The sequence below is a fragment of the Shewanella sp. ISS20 genome (genome assembly GCF_056522965.1).
In genome coordinates, this window is record NZ_JAWRZK010000001.1 from 2,986,826 (window position 1) to 3,004,891 (window position 18,066).

Annotated in this window: 18 protein-coding genes; 3 read left to right on the top strand and 15 right to left on the bottom strand. The window is 43.9% G+C overall.

All coding sequences use genetic code 11. From position 1 onward, the window contains the following. Nucleotides 1-24: 24 nt before the first annotated feature. The 3 genes from wecB to AC1HDP_RS13625 all read right to left on the bottom strand — a co-directional run bounded on the left by wecB (nucleotide 25) and on the right by AC1HDP_RS13625 (nucleotide 3,059). Nucleotides 25-1,143, bottom strand: coding sequence for a non-hydrolyzing UDP-N-acetylglucosamine 2-epimerase (gene wecB / locus AC1HDP_RS13615; protein ID WP_479639148.1), 1,119 nt, complete (start codon nucleotides 1,141-1,143; stop codon nucleotides 25-27). Continuing rightward, on the bottom strand, nucleotides 1,144-1,923 hold the full coding sequence (locus AC1HDP_RS13620; RefSeq protein WP_479639149.1) for a glycosyltransferase family 2 protein: 780 nt from the start codon (nucleotides 1,921-1,923) through the stop codon (nucleotides 1,144-1,146). A gap of 98 nt (nucleotides 1,924-2,021) precedes the next feature. Continuing rightward, nucleotides 2,022-3,059, bottom strand: coding sequence for a CDP-glycerol--glycerophosphate glycerophosphotransferase (locus tag AC1HDP_RS13625; RefSeq protein ID WP_479639150.1), 1,038 nt, complete (start codon nucleotides 3,057-3,059; stop codon nucleotides 2,022-2,024). A gap of 338 nt (nucleotides 3,060-3,397) precedes the next feature. On the opposite strand from AC1HDP_RS13625, the gene AC1HDP_RS13630 reads away from it, so the two are divergent. Then, entirely contained in the window at nucleotides 3,398-4,480 is a 1,083-nt protein-coding gene (locus tag AC1HDP_RS13630; protein WP_479639151.1) for a hypothetical protein, read from the top strand. Between the two features lie 570 nt (nucleotides 4,481-5,050). Here the strand turns inward: AC1HDP_RS13630 and AC1HDP_RS13635 are convergent. The 4 genes from AC1HDP_RS13635 to AC1HDP_RS13650 are packed head-to-tail and all read right to left on the bottom strand — an operon-like array spanning nucleotide 5,051 to nucleotide 8,710. Continuing rightward, on the bottom strand, nucleotides 5,051-6,028 hold the full coding sequence (locus AC1HDP_RS13635) for a WavE lipopolysaccharide synthesis family protein (RefSeq protein ID WP_479639152.1): 978 nt from the start codon (nucleotides 6,026-6,028) through the stop codon (nucleotides 5,051-5,053). After that, complete coding sequence (locus tag AC1HDP_RS13640) at nucleotides 6,025-6,759, bottom strand: glycosyltransferase family 2 protein (protein ID WP_479639153.1); 735 nt, start codon at nucleotides 6,757-6,759, stop codon at nucleotides 6,025-6,027. Before AC1HDP_RS13640 ends, AC1HDP_RS13635 begins: the two co-directional genes overlap by 4 nt. Next, the gene (locus AC1HDP_RS13645; protein WP_479639154.1) at nucleotides 6,756-8,339 is read right to left on the bottom strand and encodes an aminoglycoside phosphotransferase family protein; all 1,584 of its coding nucleotides are present in this window, start codon (nucleotides 8,337-8,339) and stop codon (nucleotides 6,756-6,758) included. The genes AC1HDP_RS13640 and AC1HDP_RS13645 overlap by 4 nt, the downstream gene beginning before the upstream one ends. After that, complete coding sequence (locus AC1HDP_RS13650; RefSeq protein WP_140930291.1) at nucleotides 8,330-8,710, bottom strand: HAD hydrolase family protein; 381 nt, start codon at nucleotides 8,708-8,710, stop codon at nucleotides 8,330-8,332. The genes AC1HDP_RS13645 and AC1HDP_RS13650 overlap by 10 nt, the downstream gene beginning before the upstream one ends. A gap of 249 nt (nucleotides 8,711-8,959) precedes the next feature. Between AC1HDP_RS13650 and coaD the strand changes: the two genes are divergently transcribed. After that, a complete protein-coding gene (gene coaD / locus AC1HDP_RS13655; RefSeq protein WP_479639155.1) occupies nucleotides 8,960-9,439 on the top strand; it encodes a pantetheine-phosphate adenylyltransferase in 480 nt (159 codons plus the stop codon). Nucleotides 9,440-9,446: 7 nt separating this feature from the next. Further along, entirely contained in the window at nucleotides 9,447-10,928 is a 1,482-nt protein-coding gene (locus AC1HDP_RS13660) for a capsule assembly Wzi family protein (protein ID WP_479639156.1), read from the top strand. Nucleotides 10,929-11,023: 95 nt separating this feature from the next. Here the strand turns inward: AC1HDP_RS13660 and mutM are convergent, their stop codons facing one another. From mutM to AC1HDP_RS13700, 8 genes are all read right to left on the bottom strand, one after another. Then, on the bottom strand, nucleotides 11,024-11,836 hold the full coding sequence (gene mutM / locus AC1HDP_RS13665) for a bifunctional DNA-formamidopyrimidine glycosylase/DNA-(apurinic or apyrimidinic site) lyase (RefSeq protein WP_479639157.1): 813 nt from the start codon (nucleotides 11,834-11,836) through the stop codon (nucleotides 11,024-11,026). A 7-nt stretch (nucleotides 11,837-11,843) separates the two neighbouring features. Continuing rightward, entirely contained in the window at nucleotides 11,844-12,293 is a 450-nt protein-coding gene (locus tag AC1HDP_RS13670; protein WP_479639158.1) for a hypothetical protein, read from the bottom strand. Nucleotides 12,294-12,392: 99 nt separating this feature from the next. Beyond that, nucleotides 12,393-13,379, bottom strand: a complete 987-nt coding sequence (gene moaA, locus AC1HDP_RS13675) for a GTP 3',8-cyclase MoaA (RefSeq protein ID WP_479639159.1) — start codon at nucleotides 13,377-13,379, stop codon at nucleotides 12,393-12,395. A gap of 9 nt (nucleotides 13,380-13,388) precedes the next feature. Beyond that, entirely contained in the window at nucleotides 13,389-15,218 is a 1,830-nt protein-coding gene (locus AC1HDP_RS13680) for a bifunctional molybdopterin-guanine dinucleotide biosynthesis adaptor protein MobB/molybdopterin molybdotransferase MoeA (protein WP_479639160.1), read from the bottom strand. Between the two features lie 7 nt (nucleotides 15,219-15,225). Beyond that, entirely contained in the window at nucleotides 15,226-15,828 is a 603-nt protein-coding gene (gene mobA, locus AC1HDP_RS13685) for a molybdenum cofactor guanylyltransferase MobA (RefSeq protein ID WP_479639161.1), read from the bottom strand. Next, nucleotides 15,815-16,492: an ABC transporter ATP-binding protein gene (locus tag AC1HDP_RS13690; protein ID WP_479639162.1), complete on the bottom strand. Its 678-nt coding sequence runs from the start codon at nucleotides 16,490-16,492 to the stop codon at nucleotides 15,815-15,817. The genes mobA and AC1HDP_RS13690 overlap by 14 nt, the downstream gene beginning before the upstream one ends. An 11-nt stretch (nucleotides 16,493-16,503) precedes the next feature. Continuing rightward, complete coding sequence (locus AC1HDP_RS13695; protein WP_140930300.1) at nucleotides 16,504-17,211, bottom strand: ABC transporter permease; 708 nt, start codon at nucleotides 17,209-17,211, stop codon at nucleotides 16,504-16,506. Beyond that, on the bottom strand, nucleotides 17,208-18,029 hold the full coding sequence (locus AC1HDP_RS13700; protein ID WP_479639163.1) for an ABC transporter substrate-binding protein: 822 nt from the start codon (nucleotides 18,027-18,029) through the stop codon (nucleotides 17,208-17,210). The genes AC1HDP_RS13695 and AC1HDP_RS13700 overlap by 4 nt, the downstream gene beginning before the upstream one ends. Nucleotides 18,030-18,066: the final 37 nt, after the last annotated feature.

Genomic DNA, 18,066 nt, shown 5'->3' on the forward strand with positions numbered 1-18,066 from the left:
ATTAAATAACCCACACACTAATAACTACTTTTCAAGAAGCGCTTTAACAATGTTTTTTGCAGCGTAACCATCACCATAGGGATTGTTAGCTTTGCTCATATTTTCATAAACTTCTTTAGAATCAAGAAGTAAATTTGTTTGCTTAATGATTTCTTCGCTATGTGTTCCTACAAGCTTAACTGTACCAGCATCAACTGCAGCAGGTCTCTCGGTTGTATCTCTCATGCAAAGTACCGGAATTCCAAGGGTTGGAGCTTCTTCTTGAATGCCACCTGAATCAGTTAATATAAGATAGCTTTTCTTCATTAAGTATATAAATGGAAGATAATCCTGCGGTTCAATGAGATGTACGTTCTCTATTCCTGATAAGTGCTGTTTTACTGTGGTTAAAACATTGGGATTCAAATGTACAGGATATACAAACTGTACATCATCTCTTTTGGCGATAGTTGATATTGCTTTGCATATATTATCAAAACCTAGTCCATGGTTTTCTCTTCGATGACCAGTGACAAGAATTAGTTTTTTTTTCCCGCATAAGAAATTAAATTTTTTATCAAGACATTTCTGTAGTTCTTCAGTTTGGTCTATTTTATTTGAAACACTTAATAATGCATCTATGACAGAGTTTCCTGTTATGAATATTTTTTTTTCATCAATACCTTCACTTATCAAGTTTGCGGCTGCATCTTTAGTGGGAGCATAATGTTGTTTAGTTATTCTGGCAGTAAGACTTCTCATTCCTTCTTCGGGCCAAGGAGATAATAGGTCGCCAGTGCGTAAACCGGCTTCAACGTGGCCGACATCAATTTGGTGATAGTATGCTGACAATGCAGTTATAAAAGATGTTGTGGTGTCCCCGTGAACTAAAATCATATCAGGATTAAAGTCTTTAATTACAGGTTTCATTCCCAAAATAATCGCTGCTGTTATATCCGATAGGTCCTGATTTGGCTTCATTATATTTAGATCGTATTCAGGGGTAATATCGAATAAATTAAGGACCTGATCTAGCATTTCTCTATGTTGGCCTGTAACACATATTTTCACAATCACTTCATTATTTGCTTTTAATTCACTGAAGATAGGAGCCATTTTTATGGCTTCCGGGCGAGTGCCAAAGACCAAGAGTATTTTTTTCATTTAGCGATTTCCATTGTTTTGTTCTTTTTCTAGCAGCCATAAACCAACATACTTGTTGAAGTTTACTTGGGCATAAGTCATAGCAACGATAAAGCCGACACTGCCGTCCATAAAGCCGCGGCGAAGGATATAAATATGGAAAAAAGTCCACATTCCTCTGAGTAATGCTAAGGCGAGGCCATGGGATTTTTTACCTTTACGATGATATTTTTGCGCACCTAGCCATGCATATTGGCCAGCTTTATTAAGGCCATGACCATAATCTCTGTGGGTGTAATGCAATAGCAAGCCAGCTAATTTGCCTGTTTTACCTGCGCTTGGTATGACAGTTTCATGCACTTCATCTAAGGTGTATTTGGCGCCATCACGCTTAAATAAACGCAGTACAGATCTTGCGCTCCGGCCGTATTTTAAGGTTTTACCGTAAAGGGTTACTCCCCAAGGCAAGGTAAAGGCTGTTTCATCAATATGCTCTTGCGCAAGTAAATTGCTAAGTGCCTGCTGCATGGTTTCATCTAAGGCTTCATCAGCATCTATGGATAACACCCAATCACAACTGGCCTTATCGAGCGCGCGTTGTTTTTGCTTACCAAAGCCTGGCCAGTCAGTAATTTCTATGTTGCTGGTATATTTTTGGCAAATGGTAACTGTGGCATCGGTTGAACCACTATCAAGGACGATTATTTCATCAGCAATGTCAGCTACTGATTTTAGGCACGGTTCTACGCGGTCGGCTTCATTCTTAGTGATCAGAATGACGGATAAAGAATGTTTTTTCATAAAAATTAGTCCAGATTATTCACAGTGAGCATATGGCCAGTTTGAATGCCAACCCTTAATTACGTTTGGTTTCGAGGTGGGTAGCTGATTTGGCACACTTACCATTTCCAATAGTTCAGCTTTTTGCGCATTTTCAATTCGCGAATTAAATTGAGAGGCTTAGACGATAAAGAGCCTAGCCCGCTAGAAATTAGTTCATTGGCAGCGGCTAATACTCTGGCGCTAGATTTACCATCCTTATAGGGATGAATGATCTGTGAGTATTTTGTTATTTCATTCATCAAGTCAGTGGGTTGTCCTAGAGCGTGTGTTAATGCGGATTCAATCTCTTGGCTGTCTTCTATGTTAATTAAGTGTGGCTGAGGATTGAGGTTCTTAAAGGTCACAACTGGTTTCTGTTGTAATAGAAACATGATTAAAATCGATGAGGTATCGCACAGCATGACATCCGCCGCCTGCAGTAACGGGATCACATTATCTGTCTCAACAAAGGTGAGATTTGGCCCCTGCAGTTCCTTATACATCTCGACCACATCGATTGGCATTTTCGGATGGAATTGAATTAACCAGCGCCATTTACCTGATGCTGATAGTCTTTTAATTTCATTATACAAATGAGGTGCACAAGTTAAATTGCGTGAGAATGTTGAGCACATTAATACGGTTTTACGAGTGTCATCATTGTCTACGTATGGATTCTTAGTGACAGGGGTAAATAGGGGATCGAGTGCTGGCCAGCCAGTTTGTGTTACTTTAAAAAAACCATATTCATCAGATAAACGATTGAAAACGGATGTGGTGTCATGGCCTTGAGTGCAATAAAGATCAAAGCACCCTCTGATTTCAAAGTGATCTTCTCTACCGCGTCGATTAATTTTGCCTGCGTTGAAACCGTGAAAGACTCCCACTTTAACCCCTGGGATAAAGTTCGGTACAGTATTGCCAGGCACAAAAACAGCATCAGGCTGCCATTGGATGACATCATCAACGGTGAGTAATCGAGTCTCACTTGGCTTGAGTAGACTGGGGTTGACTTCGTTACCTTCGAGAAACCAACGGATTTCACCACCTTTCGCGATAATTTCTTGTTGTAATGGCCGCAAAATAGCATAGGAATAATTTTGGGCAATATACATTAAGTAACGTTTGGGGTTAGTAGTCACTAGTATTTTCTCTGGAAACTAAGATTAGGGGATTTTAACCGAATTTGACCATATATTGGATGTAATTTTTATTGTTCTCTTTTAAAATTACCTATTGGGAGTATCGAATTTTTAAAGCATTATTTTAGAAATGTATTTTTAGTTCTTCCTATTCTTTTTTTTGGCATTTCTAGTAACTTGTTATTGGTGAATTTTGTGCATTACGCGTGATGCCTGTAGTTTTGGTGTTAAGGTGTTGTTGTTTTTGTTCGCCATTGAGATTTAATAAGTAATTAGCCTGATTCATAACATCAATTACAAAGAGATCATGCATGTCTTCATCACCAAAAATCTTATTCATTCCGGTGTCATCTGCTGAAGGTATGGGTGAGTATATGCGGTGTGTTATCTTGGCTGATGCCATCAATAAAACCTTTCCAAGTGCTGACATTCATTTCATTCTGAGCGAGCAAGCGCCTTATGCATTAGCTTGCCCTTATCCATATAGTTTATTAAAAGATAGTCCTACTAAAGCAGTTACAAGTGTTAATCACATCATATCTAGCTATCAACCGGATGTTGTTTTCTTTGATGCTTCAGGTAGAAAATCGCAACTCAGCCACGCATATAAGCTCGGTGCTAAAGTGATATTTTTAAGCCAGCATAAACGTAAGCGTGCGCGCGGAATGAAAATTGGACGCGCGTTAGTCACAGACTGTCATTGGGTGGTGCAACCTGAGTTTGTGATTGGAGCTATCAGTCACTTAGATAGGATAAAACTTAAATTGATAAACCGGCCAGAGCCTATCAATATAGGTCCGGTATTTACCCAGCCAGATAAAGTCTCGCAAGTGACCTTATTATCTCGATATCAATTGATGCGTAATGAGTTTGTGCTGTTTAATGCAGGCTCCGGTGGGCATAAGGTTCGCGGTGAGTTAGCCGCTGATATTTTTGCTAAAGCTGCACACGCCAGTTACCTAACGTCGGGTATAGTAAGCGTGATGGTTTTTGGGCCCAATTACCCTAGTGCTTTACCGCAGCTCGAAGGTGTTATTGCTATTAAACAGCTTAATAATAAAGAGTTTATTAATATATTGTCAGCAGCCAAGGCTGCAGTATTAAGTGGTGGCGATACTCTATTGCAAGCCATTGCCCTACGAGTACCTACTCTTACCGCCCCGGTATCAAAAGATCAGCCGCCGCGTATTGCCGCCTGTGTAGCAGCCCAACTTGCAGTAAGTTCAGCAACTGAATTGGAGATGCTAAAGCTAAATGTTGAGCGATTGTTGACCAAGGAAAACATTGTTACCTTGATAACAAGATTAAAAATCGAGCCTAATATGAATGGATTAGAAGTTATTATTTTGCAATTGAAGCAATGGTTCAAATTTTCTCGTTCTCAGTCAATGTAGTTGTATGTGTTTAAGATAGTCATTATAAAATTACTTCATAAATAAAATAGTTAAGATTAGCTCTGTTTCTTAGATAGAATTAACTTTTTTGGGTAATATTAACTTTTATTTTTCTCCCTGATAAATGGGGTAGTAAAGTAGTTAATGAACATTGGAAGCAAAAAATTGTTACCTCCAAATGAGCGCTGCCCGTAATGCTGATGAATTGATATAACTGGTTAGTTGGTTGGTTCCAAATTCAGCCCCGCAGGTTCCTAGCCTGCTAAATGAAAATGTTTCGCCGGTGAAAAATAATAATCAAAACGATTGCCTTAAGAGGCAATAGGAATCTAGCGACTTAATTCGTTAAAACTTATGATAGTAACAGCTGCGAATGAGCGTTGCTTAACAATAAATGATTTAAGTGTTTTTAAATAAGTCGTTTAGCGCCAGCGTAATAGTCGGCGGTCTTAGGCGATAAATAAAATCTCACCCTTGAGGATTATCCCAATTATCAGCAAGCATAAATCGTTACCTTGATTGAAGGTAAAATGCTTGCTGATCGCTATCCTTTTTTGGTGCCCAATTTGATTATTTGAATTTTTTTACTGCTTTAGATTTAAATTTAAGACGGCTTAAGGGTAGTTTAACCAGTCTACGCCAGCCTAAGGTTCTAAATAATTCTAAGCGAGAAGCTTGGGTATTCGGATCACAATACTGTTTATATAGTAACAACCAATCGAGATAGCTCATTTCATTTGGGCGCTTGGATTTTGGGATAAAGCGCTTAATTAACCCAAGCCCTAGTTGTTGTGGCTCTAAAATAACCAAGTTAGATGCCATAAATCGCTGCCACCATGCAATCATAGCTTGTGTTGCATGGTGCCTGTGTTCTAGATAAGGAATGTTTGGATTTAATTCGCGTAACCAAGCATTGCAATAAATTTGTTCGGCATGCGGCGCTGTTTTTGGGGCGCCGCGGTACTGCAATTCACCCGTTTTACTCGTATCGTACTGCAGGTCAGCAAATGGGGGGATACCCCATATCTTAAGTAAATCTTCGGTTCGACCAAAGTAAAAAAAATCACTTGGATGCATTACAACTTCCTGACCATCGGCAAAACGGCGAAAGTAACTAGTACACACAATTACGTGCTCGCTAAACACGCTATCTGCGGGATTTCTATGGGTAAACTGTTGCTGGTAGTCAACAAAATGATTACCGGTCAAAAAGTTATCTGATCGCAGTTTTATTGCATAGGGTGTTTTGACTTGTTTAAGACCAGCGGAAGTTGACAGTAACTGGCGATTAAAGTTTAAAGCTCCAGGCTTTCCTTCACGGGAAAATGAAGTGATAGTGCCACCTGGATCTTGGTTTAATAACAGCAAATCAGGTTCAAGACCTTGATAATTTTGACCTTCCCACGTCGAAATTATAATAGTTGCACCAGGTAGGTGCTCTCGTACACTTTCAATGCACTTCTGCGTGATGCCTGGCTCTTGCGCTCTTGTGGTTGAGGCTTGAACAGGCCCTTGAATCACTACGCTAATATCTTCAAAGCGGATCATTTGGGGATTATCTCTTGAGCAACAAATTGGTCGTATTCACTGGGAACGCCACAAAAAATAACTTGGTCACGCTCAATTAGGTGATAGCGAATATCTTTGCCCGCTTGAATGAGGTCATTGTAAAGCGGAGCGATATAAAGCTCTGCTTTTTGCCAGTCACTCACAGGTTTGCGCACTTCTTTCTCAAATGCGCGCTTGAAATCTGCGGCATGGGCAAAGTGATACAAGCCTGTGCTACAAAGATCTGAGATAGGGTTCTTTTCGGCCGTGGCGACAACTAGGTTGCTGGTTGCCGATGCAGGCTTGGCATAAGACCAATTACTGCCTTCACCTTTAAACACTTCCAGATATCCATCGGCATGGCTTGCTATCTCTGGCAGGATGAAATTCGGCCTAAAGGTATCAATATTGAAAATAGTAATAGGGCACTCATCATTTACTTCATCTAATCCAAGGTAAACGGTTTCTGCCTGACCGCGCGTATCTTGCTCTAATACAACAATTTTATAGTCTGCAATGCCAAGGGCTTGGCAGCGATTGGCAACGAACTCTGGGGTGTTATATAAGTTACGTACAATAAATAGGAATTGAGTGTTGCTAAAGTAGTCTTTAAAACTTAGCACGGCATGATCGAATAAAGGCATACCATGGGCGGGTAACATGTATTTAGGTTCGGTATAGCCCGCGTTAAAAAAACGGGAGCTAAGCCCCGCCATAGGGATAACTATCATAGGTCACCTGGTTGTAGTGCAATCATTTTGGCAAAGAGCCGATACGCATTGCCGATAAAGCCTCGCTGTCTATCTGGGCGGTCTTGATGCAGTGGTAGCATAGATAGAAATAATTGAACTTGCATCGCATACAGCTGTTGGCTATTGAGGGCAAATTCTTGCTGCATCATGTTAATAAAATCACGCATGATTTGCTGACGGCGCTTTGATATCACTAGCTTGAAATCAAGCTTATTATCAACTAGTTCAGCTTCAAAGTAGCCTGCAATTATCACATCATAGAGACCTAAGATTGAATGAGCTAGTTTGGCAATATCATAATAACTATTACCATAAATACTCATCTGATTATTGGCATCTAACCCCCTAGGGTCAATGACTTTGATTTCGCAGGTTCGAAAATCATACAAGATATTACTGAAGCAAAAATCACCATGTAAGACATTGATATTGCCATTATCAGCAGGTAAGTAATTTGCACTCAGTCGCGCTAATTCATTGATGCTACAGACTCTCTCGCCATTGACTATTAATGGTGAATCTAAAGCAATGAGCTGCTCAGTCGCAAACTCCTGCAGCCGCTCTTGAGTTTTGCTGATAAAGAGGTCGGTGAGGGTAAGTTGCTCTGGTTGTGAGTATTGCTGTGCTTGTTTTAAGAAATTACCACAGGCTTTAAGAATATTTCGCCACGCAAAAGCTGGTAATTGACTGAAAACATAAAGTTCATTGAGTGCAGTTAGGTGTAAATACTCAATACTATATTGCACGCTGTTGTCGGTTTCTTGGCTGGCTAATAACTGTGGGGTATAGCGACGTAGATCACCCGGAATAGCTTGGTACCAATGAATTTCCGCGGCTAGCTTAATCTTTTTATGGCTAGATTTAGTGACAATTTGACCGCAGATTTGCATTTCATTAAATGATCTTTGAGTGGTCATGCGGCTTTTCGATTGGTAATAGGTATGGCCGTGACCAAAATCATACCAAGTATCAAATTGTACCGGAGTTAACTTGTGCTCCTTATGATAACCATTAATCCCATCAATAAAATTCCAATTAGCTTGTATTAAATGCCTAACCAAGGCTCGAGGATTGGCAAAGCTAAACACACCATTGGCGATTAAATTGCTGACAGGTGGGCGCTTATCTGAATATTGCTGGAGTCGACCGGTTTCAGGCAGGTATTCGGCCCAATCATAGTTACTGTCAATTTGACTAATACCTATGCTGTCGGGCTCAATGTCGAGATGATCAACTAAAGTATCACCGTGCAATATATATAGCGGCGTTTGTGGATTAAATTCAATAAGATTTAGCGCATAAACAACTGATTCGCCTAAGCATAACTTTGCTGGTAAAAATAACACTTCAACTTGATGCTGCATTAATACTTGCTGATCATAAGCACCGAGTTCAAAACCTTCCGGCAGAGTTAAAATGATCCGCCTATTACTTGGGATCAAGGCTAACTGGTAATGAAATAGGCGCTGATTACCAACAGGTAAAAAGCTTGGTGGCAGTGGCCCAAATTCTGATTGTAGGTCATGGCTAATAAGAGCCGCTGAGGTGATCAGGTACATGTTTTATCCTGCTCTATTAGCTGATTGATTTGCGCCAGCGTTAAGCGGGCAAATTCTGATGGACGAATCGCCCTATCATCGACATAAAAACCTTCATGACCACACCAAGGTTTACCCACTAAAATTTCATCGTAAGGAACTTGATGCTCATCAAGCCAAGCCGTAATTATAGGTAAGGTATGAATATTGATTTTACCCACATTGCCCTCGAAAGTGCGCATATTGCGAGCCGTTGCGATAACGATAGTAAAACCATCAGCATGGTATTGTCTCAGCTTAGCTATCACATCGAGTCTAGGCAAAACCTTTGCATAATCAGAGGTATTTGCTTGAGTTAATGTTCCATCAAGATCCACTATGAGCTTTTTCATGGCTAACCCTCTTAAAAAATAGCGTTATTTTAAGCACTTTGGCTAAAGTGCGCCAAGCAAAATGGAAATTAATGATAATTAATCACTTACTAATAGAGTGGCTATTAGCTATTGTCTAGCCTGTAAGGTGAGTCGTATCTCGCACAAGCATGATATTTTAGAACTTAAATGGGATTAATCATTCACAAACCGCGGTAGGCAAGGTAGGATCTTTGCTCGTTATTTTGCCAACGCGAAAGGAAGCTTGTTATGCACACTCGCGCTATTTATCCTGGAACTTTTGACCCTATAACTAATGGTCACGCTGATCTCATTGAGCGGGCATCAAAGTTGTTTAATACGGTGGTGATTGCTATCGCGGCCAATCCCAGTAAACAACCTAAGTTTAGTTTAGCCGAGCGAGTCGCTTTGGTTGAAAAGGTCACGTCTCACTTGTCGAATGTTGAAGTGGTGGGTTTTTCAGGGTTATTGGTGGATTTCGCTAAAGCGCAGCAAGCGGGCATTTTAGTACGTGGTTTGCGGGCGGTATCTGATTTTGAATATGAATTCCAACTGGCTAATATGAATCGCCGCTTAAGCCCAGGGCTTGAGAGTGTGTTTATGACACCGGCAGAAGAAAACTCGTTTATTTCGTCTACCTTAGTTAAAGAAGTCGCCTTGCATGGCGGTGACGTGAGCCAATTTGTTCATCCAGATGTGGTCGCTGCGCTACATGCCAAACTTAAATAAGAAGTTAATGACACATATTTATAAGGCCATGATGGCCGCTATACTCTTTTCTAGTTGCTCAGTCGTTGCTGCGCCTTGGGTTGATACTTCTGATATTTACCTAAGGTCGGATATTCAGGCCCTTGCTGATGCTGGTGTGATAACGGTTCCAGTCAATACTTATCCGTTAATGTGGGCGGGTATTGGGGTGGATTTAGCGAAAGCCGAACCATCGTTAATGACACCAGCGCAAGTTGCGGCTTTTGCTCGCGTTAATTTTTATTATCGCAATGCCATTGAAAACCGCGGTAATACTAAAGTAAAACTTGTGGCTGCCAGCGATCCTGCCCGTTTTCAACATTTTGGCAGCGATTATCGTGAGCAAGGTGAGCTAAAAGTTTCGCAAGAATACACAGGAACGCGCTTCTCCTTTAAATTATCTGGTTCTGCCAATTATGACCCGTTAGATGAGAAAGAGTTTAGATTTGATGACTCCTATATGGCTATGGTGCTAGGTAACTGGGTCATTACCGCAGGAACACTGGAGCAGTGGTGGGGCCCAAGTTTTGATAATGGTTTAATCAAGAGCACTAATGCCCGACCTATGCCGTCTATTATGCTAAGTCGTAATGATGCCCATGGTTTTGAAACTCCTTGGTTATCTTGGCTTGGTCCATGGACCTTAACGGCTGGGCTGAGTGTATATGAGCAAGAGCGATATGCGCCCAATGCCATGTTATGGAATATGCGCGCCTCGATTCGCCCATTTAAGCAGCTGGAAATTGGTGGCTCTTGGACCACACAATTTTGTGGCGAAGGGCAAGAATGCGATGTTAGCTCGGCATTTAAAGCTATTACTGGTCAACGAGACTGTCGCGCTGACAATGTTGATGAAGTAGGTTGCTCTAGCTATGGCAACATGATTGCTGGTTTTGATGTGCGCTATAGTGACACCCTATGGAATATCCCCGTTGGGGCCTACTTAGAGCGAACGTGTGAAGATGCTACTGGTTCCATGCCTTGGGATATTGCGGACTGCGCTGTACTTTATGGTGTCGATAGTCGCTTTGGTGATGCCGAGCAACAATATAAGGTGTTCTTGGAATACTCAGATACCTTGCGTGCTTGTGGCGAAGACGAAAACGTCTTCAATTGTATTTATGAACACAGCACTTATTTAAGTGGCTCGCGCTACTACGGCCGAGCGTTAGGCTCAACTTATGACAGTGACGCGCAGGTTTATGTGTTAGGTATGGTGGCGCAATTTGCCAATAGCCAAGGCCTAAATGCGTTTGTGCGCTACGCCCAATTAAATAAAGACGGTGTAAGCATTAATAATGGCTGGGCGCCGATTACACCGAAAGAAGACTTGCTGATGCTGGAATTATCTTACCGTTTGCCATTATGGCAAGGTATGGTCACAGTGGGCGGGGTAGCTTCACGCTCTGAATTTGTGGATAGCAATGACAGTAATGGCGGCGTATTTGGCAGTTACGAATATCGTTTCTAACGTATCAATTTAACTCGCTTACTCATTGACTAGGGCACCCATGACTCGTTGATGAGGTCAGCATAAAAAGGCGCTAAGGCGCCTTTTTTCATGGGCTACGGTTGGCAATGGCGACAAAACACTGTCGCTCGTTGGCCTAATTTTATTTCTGTCAGCAATAAACCGCATTGTTTACATGCTTGATTACCGCGGCCATACACTTGCAGTTCTTGGGCAAAATAACCTGGCTTGCCTTCGGCATTGGTAAAATCTTTTAAGGTAGTTCCGCCTTGTTTAATGGCATTGGCCAAAATGGTTTTTACACATTCAGTCAGTTGCTTAAGCTTAGACAGAGTAATGCTACCAGCTGCGGCTTGCGGATGAATACCGGCGGCAAAGAGTGCCTCGTTGGCATAAATATTACCAACGCCCACGACGATATGATTATCCATTAATGCCAGTTTAATCGCCTTGCTCTTACCCTTAAGGGCGTTAAACAAGTAATCGGCAGTAAATTCAGGGCTTAACGGCTCTGGGCCTAATTTGGCTAGCACAGGATGGTGCCCATCTGGCAACTCACTCCATAACCATGCGCCAAAGCGGCGCGGGTCGTTTAGACGCAAAGCGCGGCCATTGGCCATGACTAAGTCAATATGGTCATGCTTTTCCACTGGGGTATTCGCGGCTAACACCCGCAAGCTGCCTGACATGCCTAAATGGATAATGGCAGTACCAGCATCGGTTTCTAGCAGTAAATACTTAGCGCGGCGCTTAATGCTGCGAATGGTGTGGCCTATGATATTGGCCGCGACGTCAGGCACTGGCCAGCGTAAATTTGGATTGCGCACAATAAAGTTTGTCACTTGCTGATCAAGCAAGTGCGGACTAATTCCCTGACGCGTAACTTCAACTTCTGGTAACTCAGGCATATGGCCCCTAACTATGAGTGTTGGCGCTAGGTATTAACGCTGGATTTTGGCTTGGCGGGATAATAAACCAATTACTTGATGGCGACTTTAATAGCCTTTGCTCAGGAAAATACAGCCATAATTGCATCTCACTCAGGTTACCCGCTTGAATTAACAACTCCATTGGTTCTGAGACTATCTCTGGCTCAGTCGCTAACGGTGAAATGGTTAAGCTTTGCCAAGCTTGTACCCATGCTTGGCAATTACTCACGCTGGCGCTGCATTTCACCACGTGTTTGTCTATGCTGAGCCAGTCTTGTTGTAACTGTAATTGTTGCAGTGGAGTGCTGGCATCAAATAACGCCTGAGTGGGGGCGCTCGGCGGATTAATATATTGATTGATGTAATACATGCTGGAAATAAAAAGCAGACAAAAAATAATGATGAGGTTATTGATTTGCTTTCGAGTGATCGCCATGGCTTAGCCTATCCAGCAGTGGTTTGTGATGGGGTCAATGACAGTGTAACGAGTGTCAGACGCTCAGTCTAGCCACCCGTTATTTGCCATCATTAGCGCTTAACCACCAGTGACATTCATAAACCGCAGAATTTGAGTGTCGCCTTCAGCGCCAAAATCGTGCTGCTTCGGCTTATGCCAAATAGCTTCACTAATCACTTGTTTTAGCCTTGCTATATCGCCTGGATACTCACGCAGCAGCGCTTTTAAATCCACCGCATTTTCATTGCCAAGGCACAAGAGTAACTTACCTTCGACCGTGACTCTGACGCGATTGCACTCATGACAAAAATTATGGCTATGGGGCGAAATAAAGCCGATGTGGATATCGCTGTCGGCCATTTGATAATAACGTGCAGGTCCAGCGGTGCGTTCTGCCGATAATACCAAGGGATATTTTTGCTCTATGATGGCGCGCACTTCATCGCTGCTGCAATGACGGGCGGTTTTACGTTCAGATATTTCCCCAAGTGGCATTTCTTCAATAAAAGCAATATTGAGTGAACGGCCGCGGCAGAAATCAACTAAGTCGATAACCTCATCATCATTGTGACCTTTAAGGATCACAGCATTGATCTTGATGCGATCAAAGCCTGCGGCTTTCGCGGCATCAATGCCCGCAATCACCCGCTCAAGTTTGCCGTTGCGGGTTAATGCGGTAAATTTTTCGGGATTTAAGGTGTCTAAGCTGATATTAAGCCGCGATAAGCCCGCCGCTTTTAAATTGGGCGCGAGCTTAGTTAAACGCGAGCCATTGGTAGTCATCGACAGCTCGCGCAAGTTAGGTAGTTGAGCTAAGGCTGATACCAGTTGATCGCAGTCAGTGCGCACTAACGGCTCGCCGCCAGTTAGACGGATTTTACTGACCCCAAGCTCAGTAAAGGCTTGGCCGATTTGCGCCAATTCTTCCAAACTGAGCACTTGATCCTTGTTTAAAAAACACGGATCTTCACTCATGCAATATACGCAGCGAAAATCGCATCTATCTGTGACCGACAAGCGTAAATATTCCACTTGGCGATCAAATCTATCGAGCAATAAACTCATGCTGAAAACCTAGAGCAAATCAGCAAATGGCTGAATATACACAATTTGCCCAGCCGCAATAGCATCATCAGCATCATCAATCACGATTAAGCAATTGGCTTTAACCATGGAATTGAGCATACCAGAGCCTTGGGGGCCAGTCGTGCGTACATGTAAACGGCCATCATCGCCAAGATGATAAACACCGCGTAAAAATTCACTGCGTCCTTGGCGGCTTGGCAGCATTTGATCGCTAATAGCTGGCAGCCACTTAGCTTGCCACTGCGCTTCACCGGCGAGCTTTCTTAACGCAGGTTGCACGAATTGCAGGAAAGACACCATCACAGCCACTGGGTTACCTGGCAAACCAAAGAACAGTGCCTTGTTAACTTGCCCAAAAGCGAGTGGTCGCCCTGGGCGCATGTTGATTCGCCAAAAATTAATTTGGCCAAGTTGGGCGAGTACAGTTTTGATGTAGTCGGCATTGCCAACCGATACGCCGCCAGAACTAATGACCACATCGGCTTGAGTGGCCGCTTGGCTTAAGGCTGCGCTTAACGAGGCCTCAGAATCTTCGATAATCCCAAGATCGATAACTTTACAACCTAAGGCTGTAGCCATGGCGCTGATGGTATAGCGGTTCGCATCATAAATGCAGTCAGGCTTGAGAGCCTCGCCCGGTTGACTCACTTCATCGCCAGTACTAAATACCGCCACCACAGGCTTTTTAACCACAGTGGCATGGGCAAAACCAAGGGATGCCAACAGGCCTATTTCGGCGGCGCCTAAACGCTGACCTGAGGTAAGGGCGGTGGCGCCTTGGCGAATATCTTCCCCCGCTAAGCGCACATGTTGACCGCGAATAACGTCATCATGGCAATTCATGTGGCCATTTTGCTCTGTGGTGAGCTCTTTTGGTACGACAGTATCTGCGCCCGCAGGAATGGGGGCGCCAGTCATAATGCGCACGGCTTCGCCGGTGTTAAGCGCGCGCTCAAAACTGTGGCCCGCTAAAACTTGGCCAACTATCTGATACTTTGCAATATCCGCGTCATAAGCCAGTGCAAAGCCATCCATCGCCGAGTTAGTTTGCTGCGGTACATCCACTGGTGAAATCGCATCTGTGGCCAATACTGCGCCGCTAAGCTCGGCTAATGGCAGTAATTCATGCTCAGTTAATGGCGTGACGCAGTTTAAAATGGCTTGCACGCCTTGGTTAACGCTTAAGGTTTGACTGGTGTGAGCTGGCGCAACTGTGGTCATTGGGCGCTGGGCTAATGCAGGCTCTGCTGTTACGACTAGCTGCGCAGCCTTGTGTGCTGGCTGCCAGTCAGAGACATAGCTCATGACATAATCGGCAATGGCATCTATGTTGTTTAAATCCAACCTTGGCATAGATGCAGGCAGTACTGTGTCATCACAGCAAGCGACTGCAAGAATATTGTCATCATGCTCATGAATAAACGGCTTGCCGTGGGCGGCGCGGTGTAATTCAATCTTAGGTAATTGCAGCTTTTTAAAGCCTTCGACTAAGACGATATCGACTTTATCGGCTTCAATTTGTGCCAATAAATGCGGTAATTGCGGGTCACCCTCTAGCGCATCTTCGGTCATTAATGCCCAGCGCACATGGGAGGCAACCAGCATTTGTCTGGCACCGGCTTTGCGCATTTCGTAGCTGTCTTTGCCTGGAATATCCACATCAAAATTATGATGAGCATGCTTGATCACTGCTAAGCGTAAACCGCGGCGGTTTAATTCAGGGATCAATTGCTTCAACAAGGTGGTTTTGCCTGTGCCGCTGTAGGCACAAAATCCAAGTACGGGAATAGACAGCGGATTTGAGAATGGAAGGGTCATTAATGTCTCACTTAACCATGCTTTTAAGAGTGGTAGCCAGTTGCTGTTTCTGCTCTTGAGTATTCACATTGATGAATGCCTGCGGCTGATCAGCAAAGCTTACCTCAGCAACGTTGAGCGGTTGATACCAAAGTTCGATTTTGCGATCGCCGCCATCTAAAAAGGCCTGCATTGAGTCGCGTAAATGGGGTTTAAGCAGCATGATCACAGGCTGAGTTCGTTTGCCATCAGTAGCAACGGCCAGATCGGCGTCTTGGGATTCTAAGGCCGCTTGCATGCGAGCCACTAAATCCAGCGGCAGCAAAGGGCAATCACAAGGAACTGTGATCAGGTATTGGCTATTGGCATCGCATTCATTGAGGCCGCTAATAATACCAGCAAGTGGGCCTAAAAAGCCTGAGTCTTGATCGCTCACCACTAAGTAGCCATAACGGGCATACACGTCTTGATTACGATTAGCATTTATCACTATGTCAGCGACTTGAGTATTGATCCTGTCGATGACATGCTCAATCATGGCTTTATCGTTTAAGATGACAAGTCCTTTATCATCACCGCCCATACGCTGAGCTCTGCCACCGGCTAAAATCACCGCCTTAATTGCTGACATATTGTTTTTCCTCGTGATGCTTACATAACCAGGGCTGGCTTATCAGTCGCTGATTGTCGATGCGCCAGTGCTGCTCACATATATCGGTTAAGCCGCAGCGCTGATGACTGGTGAGTAATAAGCCCGAGCCTTGCTCGGCAAGAGTGCTCACCATAGTTTGTACTAACTGGCTAGATTCACTATCCATATTGGAAATAGGCTCATCGAGCAATAATAACTTAGGGTTGAGTATCCAAGCCCTAGCGATAGCCAAGCGTTGGCGTTCGCCGCCCGAAAGAATGGAAGCGTTACTGGTAAGTAAGTGCTCAAGTTTGGCCATGCTAATGGCTTGCTCGCGTCTTTGGGCTATTTGGCTTGGGTCGTGACTAAAGCGCGCCGCAAAGGCTAAGTTGTAGTCAACGCTGCCTTCAAAAAGATACGGGTGCTGATGCAGATAAACTACTTGGCCTAAAGGTGAATGCTTGGCGCCTTGGTTATTGACTACCAACTGTCCTTGGGTGGGCTTAATTAGCCCAGCTAACACTCTCATTAATGTGGTTTTACCACAACCATTTTCACCTTGCAGGTAAATGCGCTGCCCTTGGCTAAATTGCAATGAGCGGATAGAAAATAAACGACGTTGCTCAAATTGCATCACAAGGTCGGTGGCTTGGAGTGTTAGCATAAAAACCTGTATTAATGACTGCGAGGCTCAGCTTTGCCTCTAAAACTGCCTATTCCAAAATTCAGTAATAGCGCCAGTATCAATAATACCAGACCTAAGGCTATGGCCTGAGCAAAATCTCCCTTACTGGTTTCAAGCGCAATCGCGGTTGGGATATTGCGAGTCACGTACATGATATTGCCGCCCACCATCATAGAGCAACCGACTTCCGTGACTATGCGACTAAATGCCGCAATGATGGCTAACGTTAATGGCGCCCTGAGTTCGCGGCACACCACCCATACGGCTTGAAGTTTAGTGGCACCCATAGTCAGCGGGGTTTCCCACGCGCGTCTATCTACGCTCGAAAATGCGGCCTGACTCATGGCAATGAGCACGGGAGCGCAAATCATCATCTGGCCTAAAATCATGCCTTTTTGAGTGAATAACCAGCCTAAATCGCCCATGGGGCCGGTGCGAGTTAGCAGTAAATATACCAGCAGGCCTATGACCACGGTTGGGATAGATTGCAGCGTTTGCACTAAGTTAGTGACGACCCACCGTCCAGGAAAGCGGGTAAAAGCGAGTAGGAAGCCTAAAAGAATCGAAGGGATGAGCGTGATCAGCAGTGCGGCGATAGAGACGATAAAAGACACGCCAATAATCGACCACACGTCGTGATTAAGTGAAAACAGCAGGCCAATGGCCTGCTGCATCAAGGCTGTCCAGCTATCAATCATCGCTTGTAAGTAGCCTTGAATAACTGTTCGTCTTGCACTTTATATTGATTAATCATTTGCTGCGCCGCATCTGAAATCAACCAATCAGACAGGGCCTGAGCACCCTTGTGGTTCAGTTCTGGGTATTTCTTTGGGCTGATTAAGATGATTTGATATGGGTTAGCTAAAGCGCTGCCACCATCAAAATCAATGGCTAAGTCAGTTTTATTTTTGTAAGCCACATAAGTGCCACGATCAGACAAGGTATAAGCGTGTAATTCGTTAGCCATTTGAATGGTTTTACCCATGCCTTGACCTACAGAAGTGTAACCAGAAAATTCTGGTGACATAGCGGCTTCTTGCCATAAGGCCAGCTCTTTCATGTGAGTGCCTGAGTTGTCACCGCGAGAGATGAAAGGCACATCTGACTGGGCAATACGCTGCATAGCTTCAGCGGCAGTTTTGCTGCTGCGGATGCCCGCAGGGTCATGTTTTGGGCCTAAGATAACAAAGTCATTTTCCATGATGCCGCGTGGCATCCAACCAAAACCTTCTGCCACAAACTTAGCTTCTGCATCTGGCGCGTGAGTCATAACAACATCCACATCGCCTTGACGACCTAAAGCCAGCGCCTTGCCAGTACCCGTTGCTATCACTTGCACCTTGTAACCTGACTCTTTTTCAAAGGTAGGCAGAAGGTCGGCTAATAAGCCTGAGTTCTCGGTGCTAGTGGTAGTGGCTAATTTAACCACCTGGTTATCGGCTTTAGCTGGGGCTGCGGCCAAAAATAATACGCCTAAGGTTAGCGCTATCCATTGGCTAATAGTTTTACTTTTCATGAAAGCTCCTGAAGTCCATCTTAAGATACCGCGAGCA

What these genes read in the sequence shown, in the direction of transcription:
- AC1HDP_RS13700 (WP_479639163.1), bottom strand. Translation starts at nt 18,029, where the DNA reads ATGAAAAGTAAAACTATTAGCCAATGGATAGCGCTAACCTTAGGCGTA.
- AC1HDP_RS13645 (WP_479639154.1), bottom strand. Translation starts at nt 8,339, where the DNA reads ATGTACCTGATCACCTCAGCGGCTCTTATTAGCCATGACCTACAATCA.
- AC1HDP_RS13650 (WP_140930291.1), bottom strand. Translation starts at nt 8,710, where the DNA reads ATGAAAAAGCTCATAGTGGATCTTGATGGAACATTAACTCAAGCAAAT.
- AC1HDP_RS13635 (WP_479639152.1), bottom strand. Translation starts at nt 6,028, where the DNA reads ATGATCCGCTTTGAAGATATTAGCGTAGTGATTCAAGGGCCTGTTCAA.
- AC1HDP_RS13625 (WP_479639150.1), bottom strand. Translation starts at nt 3,059, where the DNA reads ATGTATATTGCCCAAAATTATTCCTATGCTATTTTGCGGCCATTACAA.
- AC1HDP_RS13640 (WP_479639153.1), bottom strand. Translation starts at nt 6,759, where the DNA reads ATGATAGTTATCCCTATGGCGGGGCTTAGCTCCCGTTTTTTTAACGCG.
- AC1HDP_RS13630 (WP_479639151.1), top strand. Translation starts at nt 3,398, where the DNA reads ATGTCTTCATCACCAAAAATCTTATTCATTCCGGTGTCATCTGCTGAA.
- mutM (WP_479639157.1), bottom strand. Translation starts at nt 11,836, where the DNA reads ATGCCTGAGTTACCAGAAGTTGAAGTTACGCGTCAGGGAATTAGTCCG.
- AC1HDP_RS13660 (WP_479639156.1), top strand. Translation starts at nt 9,447, where the DNA reads ATGACACATATTTATAAGGCCATGATGGCCGCTATACTCTTTTCTAGT.
- mobA (WP_479639161.1), bottom strand. Translation starts at nt 15,828, where the DNA reads ATGTCAGCAATTAAGGCGGTGATTTTAGCCGGTGGCAGAGCTCAGCGT.
- coaD (WP_479639155.1), top strand. Translation starts at nt 8,960, where the DNA reads ATGCACACTCGCGCTATTTATCCTGGAACTTTTGACCCTATAACTAAT.
- moaA (WP_479639159.1), bottom strand. Translation starts at nt 13,379, where the DNA reads ATGAGTTTATTGCTCGATAGATTTGATCGCCAAGTGGAATATTTACGC.
- wecB (WP_479639148.1), bottom strand. Translation starts at nt 1,143, where the DNA reads ATGAAAAAAATACTCTTGGTCTTTGGCACTCGCCCGGAAGCCATAAAA.
- AC1HDP_RS13680 (WP_479639160.1), bottom strand. Translation starts at nt 15,218, where the DNA reads ATGACCCTTCCATTCTCAAATCCGCTGTCTATTCCCGTACTTGGATTT.
- AC1HDP_RS13670 (WP_479639158.1), bottom strand. Translation starts at nt 12,293, where the DNA reads ATGGCGATCACTCGAAAGCAAATCAATAACCTCATCATTATTTTTTGT.
- AC1HDP_RS13695 (WP_140930300.1), bottom strand. Translation starts at nt 17,211, where the DNA reads ATGATTGATAGCTGGACAGCCTTGATGCAGCAGGCCATTGGCCTGCTG.
- AC1HDP_RS13620 (WP_479639149.1), bottom strand. Translation starts at nt 1,923, where the DNA reads ATGAAAAAACATTCTTTATCCGTCATTCTGATCACTAAGAATGAAGCC.
- AC1HDP_RS13690 (WP_479639162.1), bottom strand. Translation starts at nt 16,492, where the DNA reads ATGCTAACACTCCAAGCCACCGACCTTGTGATGCAATTTGAGCAACGT.